Annotated in this window: 13 protein-coding genes; all 13 read right to left on the reverse strand. The window is 62.2% G+C overall.

Annotated elements, in window-relative coordinates; translation table 11 throughout:
* Positions 1 to 62: 62 nt before the first annotated feature.
* The gene (locus tag ABHU32_RS04160) at positions 63 to 1202 is read right to left on the reverse strand and encodes an aminotransferase class V-fold PLP-dependent enzyme (protein ID WP_346979070.1); all 1140 of its coding nucleotides are present in this window, start codon (positions 1200 to 1202) and stop codon (positions 63 to 65) included.
* Positions 1199 to 1450: a putative Se/S carrier protein gene (locus ABHU32_RS04165; protein WP_346979071.1), complete on the reverse strand. Its 252-nt coding sequence runs from the start codon at positions 1448 to 1450 to the stop codon at positions 1199 to 1201. Before ABHU32_RS04165 ends, ABHU32_RS04160 begins: the two co-directional genes overlap by 4 nt.
* Before the next feature lie 19 nt (positions 1451 to 1469).
* On the reverse strand, positions 1470 to 2096 hold the full coding sequence (yedF, locus tag ABHU32_RS04170) for a sulfurtransferase-like selenium metabolism protein YedF (protein ID WP_346979072.1): 627 nt from the start codon (positions 2094 to 2096) through the stop codon (positions 1470 to 1472).
* 57 nt (positions 2097 to 2153) lie between these two features.
* Entirely contained in the window at positions 2154 to 3203 is a 1050-nt protein-coding gene (gene selD, locus ABHU32_RS04175) for a selenide, water dikinase SelD (RefSeq protein ID WP_346979073.1), read from the reverse strand.
* Positions 3196 to 4413, reverse strand: a complete 1218-nt coding sequence (locus tag ABHU32_RS04180) for a glycosyltransferase family 4 protein (protein ID WP_346979074.1) — start codon at positions 4411 to 4413, stop codon at positions 3196 to 3198. Before ABHU32_RS04180 ends, selD begins: the two co-directional genes overlap by 8 nt.
* 14 nt (positions 4414 to 4427) lie before the next feature.
* Positions 4428 to 5192: an acyl-CoA dehydratase activase gene (locus ABHU32_RS04185; RefSeq protein WP_346979075.1), complete on the reverse strand. Its 765-nt coding sequence runs from the start codon at positions 5190 to 5192 to the stop codon at positions 4428 to 4430.
* Between the two features lie 155 nt (positions 5193 to 5347).
* Positions 5348 to 6511 carry a double-cubane-cluster-containing anaerobic reductase gene (locus tag ABHU32_RS04190; RefSeq protein WP_346979076.1) on the reverse strand — a complete coding sequence of 388 codons (1164 nt, stop codon included), beginning with the start codon at positions 6509 to 6511 and terminating at the stop codon, positions 5348 to 5350.
* A gap of 76 nt (positions 6512 to 6587) precedes the next feature.
* Positions 6588 to 7373: an ATP-binding cassette domain-containing protein gene (locus ABHU32_RS04195; protein WP_195444620.1), complete on the reverse strand. Its 786-nt coding sequence runs from the start codon at positions 7371 to 7373 to the stop codon at positions 6588 to 6590.
* Complete coding sequence (locus ABHU32_RS04200) at positions 7363 to 8358, reverse strand: ABC transporter ATP-binding protein (protein WP_346979077.1); 996 nt, start codon at positions 8356 to 8358, stop codon at positions 7363 to 7365. The genes ABHU32_RS04195 and ABHU32_RS04200 overlap by 11 nt, the downstream gene beginning before the upstream one ends.
* A gap of 3 nt (positions 8359 to 8361) precedes the next feature.
* Complete coding sequence (locus ABHU32_RS04205; RefSeq protein ID WP_346979078.1) at positions 8362 to 9192, reverse strand: ABC transporter permease; 831 nt, start codon at positions 9190 to 9192, stop codon at positions 8362 to 8364.
* Complete coding sequence (locus ABHU32_RS04210; RefSeq protein ID WP_055309594.1) at positions 9189 to 10142, reverse strand: ABC transporter permease; 954 nt, start codon at positions 10140 to 10142, stop codon at positions 9189 to 9191. Before ABHU32_RS04210 ends, ABHU32_RS04205 begins: the two co-directional genes overlap by 4 nt.
* Positions 10143 to 10230: 88 nt before the next feature.
* Positions 10231 to 11841, reverse strand: a complete 1611-nt coding sequence (locus ABHU32_RS04215; RefSeq protein WP_346979079.1) for an ABC transporter substrate-binding protein — start codon at positions 11839 to 11841, stop codon at positions 10231 to 10233.
* Between the two features lie 184 nt (positions 11842 to 12025).
* Positions 12026 to 13309 (reverse strand): double-cubane-cluster-containing anaerobic reductase, encoded by a 1284-nt coding sequence (locus ABHU32_RS04220; protein ID WP_346979080.1) that lies wholly within the window; start codon positions 13307 to 13309, stop codon positions 12026 to 12028.
* Positions 13310 to 13695: the final 386 nt, after the last annotated feature.

Below are 13695 nucleotides of genomic sequence, written 5' to 3' on the forward strand. Positions count from 1 at the left end.
ACCTTTCAGGTCGAAACAAAAACGGGACGGGCAAAAACACCCGTCCCGCAAGTATATACGCTCTAGCAGGCTAAATCGCGCAAAGCGCCAATCGCGGTGTCGACTTCTTCGTCCGTATTGAAATACCCAAACGAGAAACGAACGACGCCCTGACGCTCGGTCCCCAGCGCACGGTGCATGAGCGGGGCGCAATGGGCACCGGGACGGGTCGCAATCCCCCACCCTTGCATGAGTGCATCCGAGATCTCGGCCGAATCGATATCGCCCACGTTGAGCGACACAATCGCAGAGCGCATCGGTTGGTCAAAGGCACCGTAGAGCTTAATCCCCGGAATCTCGCTCACACCGGCAAGGAAGCAATCAGCGAGCGCACGCTCGTGGGCAGCAATCGCCTCGACCCCACCCTGAGCCTCGATAAAGTCGAGACCTGCGGAAAGTCCCGCGATGCCGTGACCGTTGAGCGTGCCTGCCTCCAGGCGCGTGGGCCACTCAAGCGGCTGCAGTGCATCGAAGCTGTGCACGCCCGTGCCGCCCATGGCCCAGGGCGCCACGTCGACACCCTCCGCCACGGCCAGACCGCCGGTGCCCTGCGGGCCCATCAGCCCCTTGTGGCCGGTAAAGCACACGACGTCGAGCCCCATGGCCTGCATATCGATATGCGCCGTGCCGGCAGACTGCGAGGCGTCAACGATCACTAGCGCACCTGCCGCATGGGCGATGGCAGCCACGCGCGCAATGTCGACCGCGTTGCCGGTCACATTGGAGGCGTGAGTCACCACCACGGCACGCGTGCCCGGCGTGACCAACCGCTCGAGCCCGTCGTAGTCGAGCACACCGTTTGCTTCGCAGCCCGCATGCTCAACCGTCACACCCTGCTCCGTCGCCAAGCGATTGAGCGGACGCAGCACGGAGTTGTGCTCGAGCACCGTTGTGACCACACGATCGCCGGGGTGCACTACGCCGTTAATGGCAGTGTTGAGCGCGGCTGTCGAGTTAGGCGTAAAGCACACATGGTCAGCCCGCGGGCAGCCCAACAAGAGCGCGAGCTTAGTGCGGCAACCGTGAATCGTGCGTGCCGCGTCAAGCGCGCCCGACGTCGCGCCGCGTCCGGCATTGCCGAGCGAGCACATCGCCTGCGTCACGGCATCGATGACCGTCTGCGGCTTGTGCATGGTCGTCGCCGCGTTATCCAGGTAGATCATCGCACGACCTCCCACATATCGATCACGGTAAAGCCCTCGGTGGGGACGCCCGCCGCGGCAAGCTCGCCGCGCAGCAGGTCCTCATCGGCAGGCAGCGCCTTCCACGCCAAGCCGCAGCCGGCGGCGACCTCCCCGGGCACGGGAATCGTGCGCCCGGGAAGGCCGCGCTCGATGCACAGGGACTCGCAACCCATGGCGGCCGCCGTGGTAGAAAACGTGATGACAAGCGCCGGGCGCTTCTCCCTCATGGCAACTCCAACCAATACGCTACGGGCGCACGACGCGCACGGCCTGCTCCATCTTCTCCACGATCACGTACATGTTGGTGACCTCGCCCACGGCAAGCTGGTCCTTAATGCCATAGTGGTCGAGGCAGGTGCCACAGGTAAGGATCTCGACGCCCTGCTCGGCCAGTCCCTTAAGGTCGTCGAGCACCGGAGAGCCCTCGACGGTGAGCTTGGCGCCGCCGTTGTAGAACAGCATGGTCGCGGGCAGCTCCTCCTGCTGCGTCACGGCAAAGATAAACGCCTTCATGAGCTTGTGGCCCAGCTCGTCGTCGCCGCGGCCCATGCAGTCGGTGTAGACGGAAATGACGAGTTTACCCTTGCCGGCGCTGGCGTCACAGAAGGCAGCGCCATCCTGCTCGGGATCGGCCACGGCAACTGCACCGGAGGTCGCCACGGTCACGTGCCACTCGGCATCAGAAACCTTCTCGACCGAGGCCGTGCAGCCCTTCTCCTGTGCCATCTTGGAGATGTTCGTGACGGCGGTCTCGTTATCGACCGCGGTCACGACGGCGCCCTCGCCATCGAGCTGCTTCAGGGCTTTGAGCGTCTTGACGACGGGCAGCGGGCAGGCATCGCCCATGGCATTGACTTCAATTTTGGTAGACATAGTTTTTCCTTTCGAATAAATCGTTTTAGAACAGTGCATAGTTCAATAAACGTGTCGTTAACTGACAACGTGGACGGCAGGACCGCCCGGCTCCGCCTCACACACGCGCCCGACAACGGCCGCGATGCGCCCCTCGGCACGTAAACGACGCGCAAGCTCATCCACATCCGCCGCGGGCGCCGCAATGAGCAAACCACCCGAGGTCTGCGGATCGTACAGCGCATCCAACATGCCCGGCCCCAGGTCGTCGTCGGCCGCCACGCGCAGGCCAAAGAAGTCCTGGTTGCGGTAGGCACCGGCAGGAATAATGCCCAGACGCGCCATATCGAGCACCTGGTCAAAGAGCGGCACCGCCCCCGACGCAAGTTCAATCTGCACGCCCGAGCCCTCGGCCATCTCGCACGCATGCCCGATCAGGCCAAAGCCCGTGATGTCGGTGCAGCCGTGAAGCTCGAGTCCCTCGGCCAGGCGAATCGGGGCCTCGTTGAGGGTACGCATCGAGTCAAACATGGCTGCGGCCTCGTCCTGCTCGATAAGCTCGCCCTTAATGGCCGTGGTGATGATGCCCGAGCCGATCGCCTTAGTCAGCAGCAGAACATCGTCCACGTGCGCGCCGCTGTTGGCGAGCATACGGTCGAGTGGCACAAAACCGCTCACGGACAGGCCGTACTTGGGCTCGTCGTCGTTGATGGTGTGGCCGCCCGCGATGGAGCAACCCGCCTCGACGCACTTGTCGGCGCCGCCCGCCAGAATCTGACCGGCAACCTCAACGCCCAGACAGCTCGGGATGCACAGCAAGTTCATGGCATGGCTCGGCCGCCCGCCCATGGCGTAGATGTCCGACAGTGAGTTTGCCGCGGCAATCTGGCCAAACAGAAACGGGTCGTCGACCATCGGCGGGAAGAAGTCGATGGACTGCACGAGCCCCAGGTTCTCCCCTATGCGAAAGACGCTCGCATCGTCGGAGGTATCGAACCCCACGAGCAGGTTATCGTTATGCACATTGGGCAAGTCGCCCAGGACCTGGGCGAGGGCTCCGGGAGCCAGCTTAGCGGCTCAACCGCTCGCGGCAGTCATAGACGTGAGCTTAATCTGATCGTCAGCCATACGAACCCCCTTCCAACAAATCAACGACTTTAAGTATACGCCCCAGGCACGCTTCCCAAGAGACCGCCGACGGCTCGAACGTCGAAGGCGGCGCCGCAAGCGCCTGCGCGATAGCATCTGCCAGTGCGCGCTCAAACAACGGAAGGTCGGCCGCCACGGGCGTGTCGACATCCGTCATACGCGGCGACGCCACCCATTTCACAGGAGCACCGGGAAGCATCGCCTCCATCCAGGGGCGAACGCCGGGCAAATCGGTCGCCACAACTTTGCAGCCGCACGCGAGGGCCTCAATCGTCACGAACGGCAGACCCTCGTAAAACGAAGGCAGCACAAAGACGTCGGAACTGCGGTAGGCACGCACGAGCCCATCGCTATCCAAGCGCCCCGCCAGCGTCACCGGCACATCCGAGGCCGCGGTCAAGCGCTCGATACGCGCGTACTCGGCATCGTCCCCGCGGCCGCCCACAAGTACCAGGCCAGATGGGCGGACGCCATCGTCAATCGGCAATGACACAGCTCGAACCAGCGACTCGACGCCCTTTTTAAAGCAAATCTTGCCCACGTACACAAGCGATCCCGGCCGCCTCGCCACGCTTGCGTCGCGGCAGAAGACGCGATGGTCGTAGCCCGTCCCAATCACGTGGATGCGATCGGCATCGACGCCGCACACCAGGCCAATCTGCTCAGCCTGCTCAGCATGGAGCGCAAAGACGGCATCGAGCCGACGAACCACACGTACGATGCGATCGCGCTCGAGCGCATGCGAACGCAGCTGGCGCAGATCGGTCGAATGGCACACGGCAACAACCGGCACGCCCCGGACGCACTCGCGCGCCAATGCGGTCACCAGATACAGGTGATGGCAGAGCACCAGATCGGGCCGAAACTCAGTCACCGCCCGATCGATTGCATTAGCAAATGCCCGCTCAAATGCCTTGAGCATCGAAGGTGTCAGATCACGATAGCGCGTGGAGGGATAGGGCATGACATCGGACATACCGCAGATGGGAAACGGCAGCTCGGGCGACTCGAACGGTACGGCAAACACGGCAGCACGCCGGTCCAGCTCGCCTTGGGTATCACCCGGCGCCGCACCGCAAAGCACGGCGGCGCGATGCCCCGTCTCGATCTGCTCGCGCACAAGCGCGGCAAGGTAGGTGCCGCTGCCGGTGCTATCTGGTTTTTGTGCCGTGATATTGAGGATGCGCATGTCGCGGTACACCCCTAGGCCAAGGCGGCGGCGCGGACAGCCGCGCCGATCGCTCCGGCAAAGCGAGCCTGGGGCGAGGTGGTCACCGGCGATCCCAGCAGCTCGCCCAACCGCTCCACCACGAAGGCGTTCTCGCACAGGCCACCGGTCAGGTAGTACGGGGCGCCCGCGGCCTGCCCGGCCATGGTCGCCACGCGCGAGACCACGCTGTCGATCACGCCACGCGCAATGTTCTCGCGCGGCTCACCGCGACCGATCAGGCTGATGACCTCGCTTTCGGCAAACACCGTGCACATGCTGCTGATCTTGGTGGGCTCACCGAAACGCGCAAGGTCGGCCATCTGCTGTTGGGAAATACCCAGACGGTCGGCCATGATCTCCAAAAAGCGCCCCGTGCCGGCGGCGCACTTGTCGTTCATGGCAAACTTGGCCACTCGGCCACTTTTAAGCTGAATGACCTTGGTGTCCTGACCGCCCACGTCGATCACGGTGCCGTGATCGCCAAACAGGCGCACGGCACCGGTACCGTGGCAGGTAATCTCGGTCACGACCTTGTGCGCATAGGGCACGGCGACACGACCGTAGCCGGTCGCGATCACGCGAACCTCGTCGCCCGTCACGTCATAGCCGGCCGCCGCCAGTGCCTCGCGCAGCCGTTCGGAAGCATCGACCGAGGAGAACCCGGTTGGCTGCACGCACGTCCACGCCACCGAACCCTCCCCATCGACCACAGCAGCCTTAGCCGCCGTAGACCCGATATCGATCCCGATCCCTATCATGGCTCTCTCCCAATCTAAACATCAAAGGTAGCGGCGCGTTCAGACGCCTTAGCTCTAGGTTTCTCAGGTGCCGGAGATTGCCCCGAAAGAGGAGCGCAGCGTACTTTGGGTACGCAAGCGACGGTTTGAGGGGCAAGATCCAGTGCCTGAGGAAGCTAGAGGGTTTCGATGAAGGCGGCGATGCGGGTCTCGATCTGGCCCATGTCGCCGTTGCTGTAGTCGGTCTCGATCTTCATATACGGAATGCCCGCACCCTCGACAGCTTCCTGCATGCGTGCGCTCTCCACGTTAAAGGTATGGCACGTCTGGAGCACGTTCTCCACTACGCCATCGACGTGATACTTCTCGCACATGGCCTGCGTGTTTTCCATACGACCGTCGTTGGGCGTCATGACCGAACAGTTGATATCAAGGTAGCGGTCGGCGATGGCGCGCAGGATATCGGGCGCGTCCGGGTCGATCATCATGGCCGCCGTGCGCTCGCCCGAGCAGTCGTCCATGCACACGACCACACCACCGTTGGACTCGATGGTGCGACCGATCTTGTTGATCACACCGCCCACCGGGCAACCGGTGATCAGAATGCGCTTGGCATCCGCCGCAACCGGGCGCTCGCCCGCGTCGTAGGCCTCGCGCAGCTTGACGACCTTTTGCTCCAGCTGCTGCGTATAGGCCTCGATATCAAAGCTGAACGTACCGGCAAACATAGTGCTCATCAGATCGACGCCGCTCATGGCCGCCGGCTGGTTGGCTTGCAGGGCAAACATGTCGAGCTGGGCCGCACGCAGGCGGTTGCGACGACGGACGGCAGCGCGCAGGTCATCGTCAGTGATCGTGATACCGTAGAAGTTCTCGAGTTCTTCCTTGAGCAGACGGCACTCCTCGTACCAGCCCTCGCGCTCGTAGGCGCGGTCGCGGCCCTGCGGAAGATGCAGAATGTGCGTGCGCTTGAGCTCGTTGAGTAGCTCATACATCTTCTTCTTGCCGTCGCAGGTGGTCTCACCGATGATCATGTCGCTAAAGTACGTAAACGGGCACTTTTGCGAGTAGGCAAAGCCGTACGTCGACTTGATGAGCGGGCAGAGGTTTGCCGGCAGCACCTTCTCGGCATCGGGAATCACCTCATCGGACGTACCGCACAGAGCGACACTTGCAGCCCCCGCGGCATCGATAATCTCGAGCGGCGTGTAGCTGCACAGAAAACCGACCAGGCGATTACCCGCCTGCTTATAATCTTTGACGCGAATAAACGCCGCCTTGCGTTGCTCGTTGAACTCCTCAAACGTGCGCGGCAACGGCTGTTCCTCGATATCGGCCATAGTAGTTCCCCTCTCTTGCACCGATATACCGACAATTAAACAACGAACCCACACCATACCCAAAAGGAAGCATCCTCTAGGGAATGGCGTCGATAAGCTCCTGCGTATACGGATCGCTCGGATGCGCGATCACATCCTCGGCCGCGCCTTCCTCGACAAGACGACCGTGGTAGAGCACGCCAATCCGGTCGGACATATGCCGAACCACACGCATATCATGCGTGATAAACAGCAGCGCCACGCCCGTCGTGCGCTGCAGGTCGCGAAGCAAGTTGAGCACTTGGGCCTGCACGGACACGTCAAGCGCCGAGACCGGCTCGTCGCATACCACAAGGCGCGGCTCGCAAATAAGCGCCCGTGCCAGATTGAGTCGCTGACGCTGTCCCCCCGAAAGGTCATGCGGATAGCGGTCGTAATGCTCTGCCAGAAGACCGACCGAGGCCAGGGCCGAGAGCGCGCGCCCATGGCGCTCATCCGCATCGCGCACGCCGGCGATAATCAGCGGCTCCTCCAAAATGCGGCCGACACGGTTGCGCGGGTCAAAAGCCGTAGAGCTATCCTGAAATACCAGCTGGATCTCGCGGCGAAACGGCTTGCGTTCGCGCTCCGACATCGTGGCGAGGTCGTGCCCGCGATAGACAATCGAGCCGGAATCCGCACGTTCGAGACCACAGATCAGGCGTCCAGTCGTCGACTTACCCGATCCGGATTCGCCAACCAGGCCATAGACCTCGCCCGGCGCGATCTCAAACGACAGATCGTCCACGGCGGTAAAGACCTGACGCTTAAAACCTGAGCCCGGCATGGGATACGTTTTAGTCAGATGTGAGACCCTAAGCAGGGCTTCGCTATCAACAGCCATGGCACTCCCCTTTCTCGACAAGCCAGCATTTAGACCGGTCACACGCATTCACGGCAACCAGCGGAGGCTCCTGTGCGCGGCAACGCTCGTCCGCCCGGGCGCAACGAGGCGCAAAGCGGCATCCACAGGGTATTGCCGTAAGCGGCGGCACTGTGCCCGGAATATCCGCCAACGTGTCAACTCGCTCGCCTTCGAGCGGCGGAATGCTCGCGATGAGCCCCTGGGCATACGGGTGGCTCGGGCGCTCCATAAGGCCGCGGGCGTCGATCTCTTCTACGATTTGGCCCAGATACATGACGTGCACGCGCGAGCAGATGCTCGTGACGACACCCAAATCATGGCTGATAAAAAGCACCGCCATGCCCTCGGAACTGTTGAGGTCGCGCAGGAGATCCAAAATCTGTTTTTGAGTCGTCGTGTCGAGTGCCGTGGTGGGCTCGTCGGCGATAAGCAGGCGTGGGTGCCCGGCGAGCGCCATGGCAATCATCACGCGCTGGCGCATACCGCCGCTAAAATCGCCCGGATACATGTCGAAGCGAGCCGCGGCATCTCGAATTCCCACACGCTCCAACAGCGATAGAGCCTCGTTGCGGGCTTCGCGTCGGCTCACCTTACGGTGGGCCCGCACGGCCTCGACGACCTGTGCCCCGACCGTCATGACGGGGTTAAGCGAGCTCAAAGGGTCCTGGAAGATCATGGCGATATCGCAGCCGCGCACCTCGCGCATGCGCTTGAGCGGGCGCGCGAGCAGGTCCTCCCCGTCAAAGAGAATCTGACCGGTATAGGCCATCTTCTGTTCATGCTCCAATAGGCGCATGACACTCTGGGCAAACACCGACTTACCGCAGCCGGACTCGCCGACAACACCAACGATCTCGACGGCATCGATATGTAGGTTGAGTTTGTTGACGGCTTCCAGCGCGTTGCCATCGCGGCCCACAAACGAGATGCAGAGGTCGCGCACGTCCAAAAGATGTTCGCTCATGGGCTAGTCCTCCTTGGTCTTGGGGTCGAGGGCGTCGCGCAGACCGTCGCCGGCAAGGTTCAGCGAAAGCACGCTCGCGATGATGGCGATAGCCGGGAAGAAGATCATCCACCAGGCTTTGCGCATCACGTTCTTGCCCGCCTGCAGGATGTTTCCCCAGCTGGCGTCGGGCGCCTTGATACCCAGGTCCAGAAACGAGAGGGCGGCCTCCGAGAGCACGGCCTCGGCAAAGACGAAGGTCGCCTGCACCAGGAAGGGTGCCATAACGTTGGGCACGATATGCAGCCACACGATGCGCGCGGTCGAGGCACCCTGCACGCGCAGGGCTTCTACAAAGGGCTCCTCCTTGACCACCATCGCACGCGAGCGCACGATGCGCGCCATGCTGGGCGTATAGACGATGGAGAGCGCGATGATAACGTTCCACACGCTCGCCCCCATCATCGCCATGAGCGCGATGGCCAGCAGCACGCCCGGAATGGACATAAGGCCGTCGCAAATGCGCATGAGAATATGATCGAGTCTCTCGTTGTAGCACGCATAGGCGCCGATCACCAAGCCGAGCGCACTCGTCGCGAGCGTGACGGCAATGCCAACGCCAAGCGACACGCGCGCGCCCGCGATGACACGGGCAAGCAGGTCGCGGCCAAAGTCATCGCAGCCAAAGGGATGCGCGGGCGAAGGTGCCGAAAGTCGCAACGCCATCTCCTGCGCATTGGGATTAACCGTCCACACCAGCGGACCGACGAGCGCGATCAGCGCAATCGCCAGGAATATGCAGCCGCCGACCACAAACCCCTTGTTGGCAAGAGCCTTCTTAACGTTTGCCATCATGCATCGCCCCATTTGCGAGCGCGCGGGTCAAAAGCGCCGTAGGCAAGGTCGACGGCCAAATTGATCACCGAATTCAACAAGGCGATGACCAACAGCACGCCCTGAATCACCGGATAGTCGCGACGCTCGATAGAGCTCGTGACCAGCTGGCCCAAACCGGGGATGTTAAAAATGGCCTCAGTCACCACGGCGCCCGTAATCAGGGCGCCAAAAGAATAGCCGACCGAGGTGAGAATCGGCAGCGCTGCGTTGCGCAGGGCATGGGCCAGCACCACGCGAACCTCGGAGACGCCCTTGGCACGCGCCGTCTTGACGCAGTCAAGCTGCATGGCCTCGATAACGCTCGAACGGGTCATGCGCATGAGCAGGGCCGCCTGCACGCATCCAAGCGATATGGCCGGCAACGCAAGATAGCGTAAATGGCTGAACCAGCCCTTCGATAGTGGCGCATAGCCGGCCACCGGGAACACGCGCAACGTGACGGCAAACAGCCACATAAGCATGAGCGCCATCAAAAAGCCGGGTATCGCCACGCCCAAAAGAGCAACGACACGCAAGACCGCGTCGGTGCGCGACCCATGTTTGAGGGCAGCGACGACGCCGCAGGGCAGTGCAATCAGCAGCGCGATGAGCTGTGCCAGAAGCGCGAGCGATAGCGTGGGGCCAAAGTGCTCGGCGATCGCCTGCGTGACGGGCTGGCGCATAAAATACGAATCGCCCAGGTCGCCGGTAAGTACGCCGCCCATCCACTCAACGTAGCGCTGCGGCAGCGGCTCGTTGAGTCCCAGGCTATCGTTGACGCGCTCGATCTGGTCGGCCGAAGCCTCCATGCCGAGCATCGAAGAGGCCGGGTCGCCCGGCGTGAGATAGATAATCAAAAACACGACAACCGAGATGATGAGCATCACCGGAACCATCGCGCCTATACGTTTGAGCGTGTACTTCAACATGCGAGGCGTCTATTTCCCCTCTGAACGTGGACAGGGCGTGGCGGCCACAGGGGACCAGACCCCTCCAGCCGCCACGTCATCTATTGCATTACTCCGGACGCTTGGCGTTCCAAATGATGGCCCCGTCGAGCACCTCGACGTCCTCGACGTCTGCCTGGGTGCCCGTGATGGAAGCGTAGTGGCAAAGCGGCTCGATGACGGCGATCTCATAGAGGCGCTCCTGAGCCTCGGCCCACTTCTTGGCCGCAGCGTCGGTGTCCTTGGCGGTGCGGGTCTCGGCCACGAGCTTGAGCGCCTCCTCGTCGGACAGGCCATAGAAGGCCTTGGAGACCGAGAGGGACTGGGCCGGGATGGGCTTGTAGTTGGTGGAGGCCACAAAGAGGTCCCACTGCTCGGGCTTGCCGGAGCGGATGTCCATGAAGGTCGCGAACTCGTAGCTGTCGACCTCGGCGGTGAAACCGGCCTTCTCGAGCTGTTCCTGCAGCGCGACGGTGGCGTTATACATATCCTTGTAGTCGGGGGTGGTCAGTAGCTTGACCGTCTCACCGGCATAGGAGGTCTTGGCCAGGGCCTTCTTGGCGGCCTTGGCGTCGGCCTGGTTAAAGTACTTCTTGCCCGCGTCGGTCGCCCACTGAGTGTTCTCGGGGTTGCCAAGGTTGGGATCGATGTTGAAGAGCTCCTTCTCGCCATAGGCGGCAAGAGCGGCCGCCTCGCAGTCGATAGCCATGAGGGCGCACTTGCGGATCTCCTCGTCGGCGAAGATGCCCTCGTTCATATTGAGGAAGGCGGTCAGAACGCCGGCGTTATGGGTGTAGAGCTTGACGTCGTCGTTGCCGTCGAAGTCGTGGTAGTTCTCGGTGGGGATCTCGCCAGCGATATCGTACTCGCCGGTCTCAAACCCGCTCACGCGCGTGGAGGCCTCGGTCACGAACTGATAGTAGATGTCCTTGGTGGGCGCGGAGACCTTGCCGGTGTAGCCCGAAGCCTTGCCGTGAGCGGCGACATAGTCCTCGTAGCGGGTGAGATGGACGTACTGGTCCTGCTTCCACTCCACAAACTTGTAGGCACCGGTACCCACGTACTCGGTCACGCCGGTATCGCCCGCGGCCTCGATGACCTCGGAGGGGAAGATGCCCGGATACTGGGAGTGGTTGCCCAGGATGATCAGAAAGTCGATGGCGGGCTCGGTCAGCGTGCAGGTGACCTCGTGGTCGCCCGAGGCGGCGAAGGTGGCGCCGGGCAGCAAGCTCGCGGCGCGGTCGTTGACGGTGAGCCAGCGGTTCATCGAGGCCACGACGTCCTCGGAGCCAAACTCCTTGCCGTTGTGGAAGGTGACGCCCTCGCGCAGCTTGATGGTGTAGGTCAGGCCGTCGTCGGAGACCTCATAGCCCTTGGCCAGCACGGGCTGGGGCTCGTAGTCGCTATCGAGGCCAAAGAGCGGCTCGACGACGTTGCAGATGATGTCCATGGTCACAAGCGACGACGTGGTGTGCGGATCGAGACCGTCCGGGCTTGCCGGGAGCGCGATCTGCAGCTCGTCGCGATACTCCACATCCTGGCCGGAGGCAGCGGCGCTACCGCTCTCGGCGCCCGAACCGCCGCAGCCGGTGAGGCCGAGGCCTGCCATGACGCACAGGGCAGCGGAGCCGGTCAGAAAATCGCGACGGGAAACGCCCGCCTTGAAAAGGTCGTTGTTCATTGAGTTCCTTTCGTGTCTGAACAAACGGACAGAATCTGCCGGGACGGCGGAAATCCCCGCCCCGGCAGCTATGCGAAGCCGGTCGGCGCCCTGCGGTGCATCCGGACACCGGCCGGCATGGCAACAGAGAAATCCCTATCGCGTGGGTAGGGGCACCCGGCGGCACAGCTTAGCGCAGGTGCGGCTAAATCGTCTCTAAGAACGCCTCGATGCGGGTCTGGAGCTGGCCGGCGTCCTCACCGGCGTAGTCGGTCGTGATGTGCATAAACGGGATGCCGGCCTCCTCGGCGGCCTTCTCCACGGCAAACGACTCCATCTCGTAGAGCGTGCAGAACTGCAGGGCCACATCCACGATGCCGTCGGCGTGAAGTTCCTTGGCCATCTGGACAATGTCCTTCATACGCTGGTCGTTGGGCGTAAAGACGGCGCAGTTGATCTTAAAGTAGCGCTCGGCGATGGCGTCGAGCATCTCGTCGACCGTCTCGCCGGACTCGTCGACCAGGTCCTTGTAGTAGCGCGAGCCCGTGCAGGACTCCTCGCCCACCACGACGCCACCGGCCTTCTCGATGAGGTTGAACAGCTTCCAGTTGGGCACGGCCATGGGCGTACCGGTGTACAGGATGCGCTTGGTGCCCTTGGGCGCCACGCCCTCGCCGGCTTCAACGCGCTGCTCGCACTCGGCGGCCATGTCGTTGATGGCGCCGGTCAAGCGCGGCGTGTCGTCCATAAAGGCGGCCTGAACGGTCAGCAGGCTGTCGAGACCGCTGATGGGCGCCGGGTCGGCAGCGCGCGTGGCAGCGAGGCGCTGCAGGGCGCGACGCTTCTCGTTGACGGCGTGGATGGCAGCCTTCAGGCGCTCGGGCGTAATCTTGACGCCGCACTCTTCCTCAATCTTGGCGGCAAGCTTTTTAACCTCGGCCTTCCAGGTCACGAGCGTCGACTCGTCATGCACGTTGGGAATATCCATGACGTACATGTTCTTTTGCGTGGCAAAGAACTCGTAGGCCTTCTTCTTGCCATCGCAGGTGTTCTCGCCCACCACCAGATCACTTGACTCAATGTAGGGGCAGACCTCGCCCAGCTTAAAGCCGGCAAAGCTCTTGATGAGCGGGCAGGTGTTGCGCGGCAGATGCTCCTCGACCTTATCGGTCGCCCAGTCGGCACCCGAGCACAGACCCACGGGGATACCGTCGCAGGCGAGCACAATCTCCTCGGGCACGTAGACGCAGAACGAGCCCACGATCTTGGTGGCCTCGCCGGCCTCCTTCTTGTCGAGCATCTCCTTAATGCGGCCGCTATGGATGTTGGTGGCCACAAAGTCCAGGTAGGACGTGGACTTGGGGCGATTGTTCTGCGTCAGGAACATATCGCCGTACATCTGGCCCACGGCGCCCAGCAGCATGTCGTGGTCGGCAAGATTCATGCCGAGGCTTTCCCACATCGGATGGAAATCGAATTCTTCAGCCATGACGGTTCCCCTCTCGAACCAAAAATGAATAGCTACGGTATTTCTGCACGGTGGGTGGCGAAAACCCAGCCGTGCTCAAACCCGGAATTTTGGGGAACCCGCTTTGCGGTCGATTATTTAGTTGTGCGTCGTCTCTCCCGGAGCCGTGAACACACCTGCTCATATGCGACTCCGAGCCATATACAGAGCGCGCGCGGCAACGCGGCGAATGTATGTCGTCTGCGGCATGTGCGCACCCTCCTTTTCTCGTCGAAGGTAACTATATCAACGGTTGTCGTCCAGACGAACACCGCCGACATGCGTACGACAGCGTCGAGATGTGAGCATCTCACTGTCTGATAATTAATTATCAGACAGATAAGGTTTAGTCATGTAGAAATCGGCGA

This window comes from Collinsella aerofaciens (assembly GCF_039758965.1).
In the GTDB taxonomy this organism is placed as follows: Bacteria; Actinomycetota; Coriobacteriia; order Coriobacteriales; family Coriobacteriaceae; genus Collinsella; species Collinsella aerofaciens_BR.

Excerpts from the sequence above, each read along its gene's own strand:
- yedF (WP_346979072.1), bottom strand. The coding sequence starts at position 2,096 with ATGTCTACCAAAATTGAAGTCAATGCCATGGGCGATGCCTGCCCGCTG.
- ABHU32_RS04180 (WP_346979074.1), bottom strand. The coding sequence starts at position 4,413 with ATGCGCATCCTCAATATCACGGCACAAAAACCAGATAGCACCGGCAGC.
- ABHU32_RS04200 (WP_346979077.1), bottom strand. The coding sequence starts at position 8,358 with ATGAGCGAACATCTTTTGGACGTGCGCGACCTCTGCATCTCGTTTGTG.
- ABHU32_RS04215 (WP_346979079.1), bottom strand. The coding sequence starts at position 11,841 with ATGAACAACGACCTTTTCAAGGCGGGCGTTTCCCGTCGCGATTTTCTG.
- ABHU32_RS04185 (WP_346979075.1), bottom strand. The coding sequence starts at position 5,192 with ATGATAGGGATCGGGATCGATATCGGGTCTACGGCGGCTAAGGCTGCT.
- ABHU32_RS04210 (WP_055309594.1), bottom strand. The coding sequence starts at position 10,142 with ATGTTGAAGTACACGCTCAAACGTATAGGCGCGATGGTTCCGGTGATG.
- ABHU32_RS04195 (WP_195444620.1), bottom strand. The coding sequence starts at position 7,373 with ATGGCTGTTGATAGCGAAGCCCTGCTTAGGGTCTCACATCTGACTAAA.
- ABHU32_RS04205 (WP_346979078.1), bottom strand. The coding sequence starts at position 9,192 with ATGATGGCAAACGTTAAGAAGGCTCTTGCCAACAAGGGGTTTGTGGTC.
- ABHU32_RS04220 (WP_346979080.1), bottom strand. The coding sequence starts at position 13,309 with ATGGCTGAAGAATTCGATTTCCATCCGATGTGGGAAAGCCTCGGCATG.
- ABHU32_RS04160 (WP_346979070.1), bottom strand. The coding sequence starts at position 1,202 with ATGATCTACCTGGATAACGCGGCGACGACCATGCACAAGCCGCAGACG.
- ABHU32_RS04190 (WP_346979076.1), bottom strand. The coding sequence starts at position 6,511 with ATGGCCGATATCGAGGAACAGCCGTTGCCGCGCACGTTTGAGGAGTTC.
- ABHU32_RS04165 (WP_346979071.1), bottom strand. The coding sequence starts at position 1,450 with ATGAGGGAGAAGCGCCCGGCGCTTGTCATCACGTTTTCTACCACGGCG.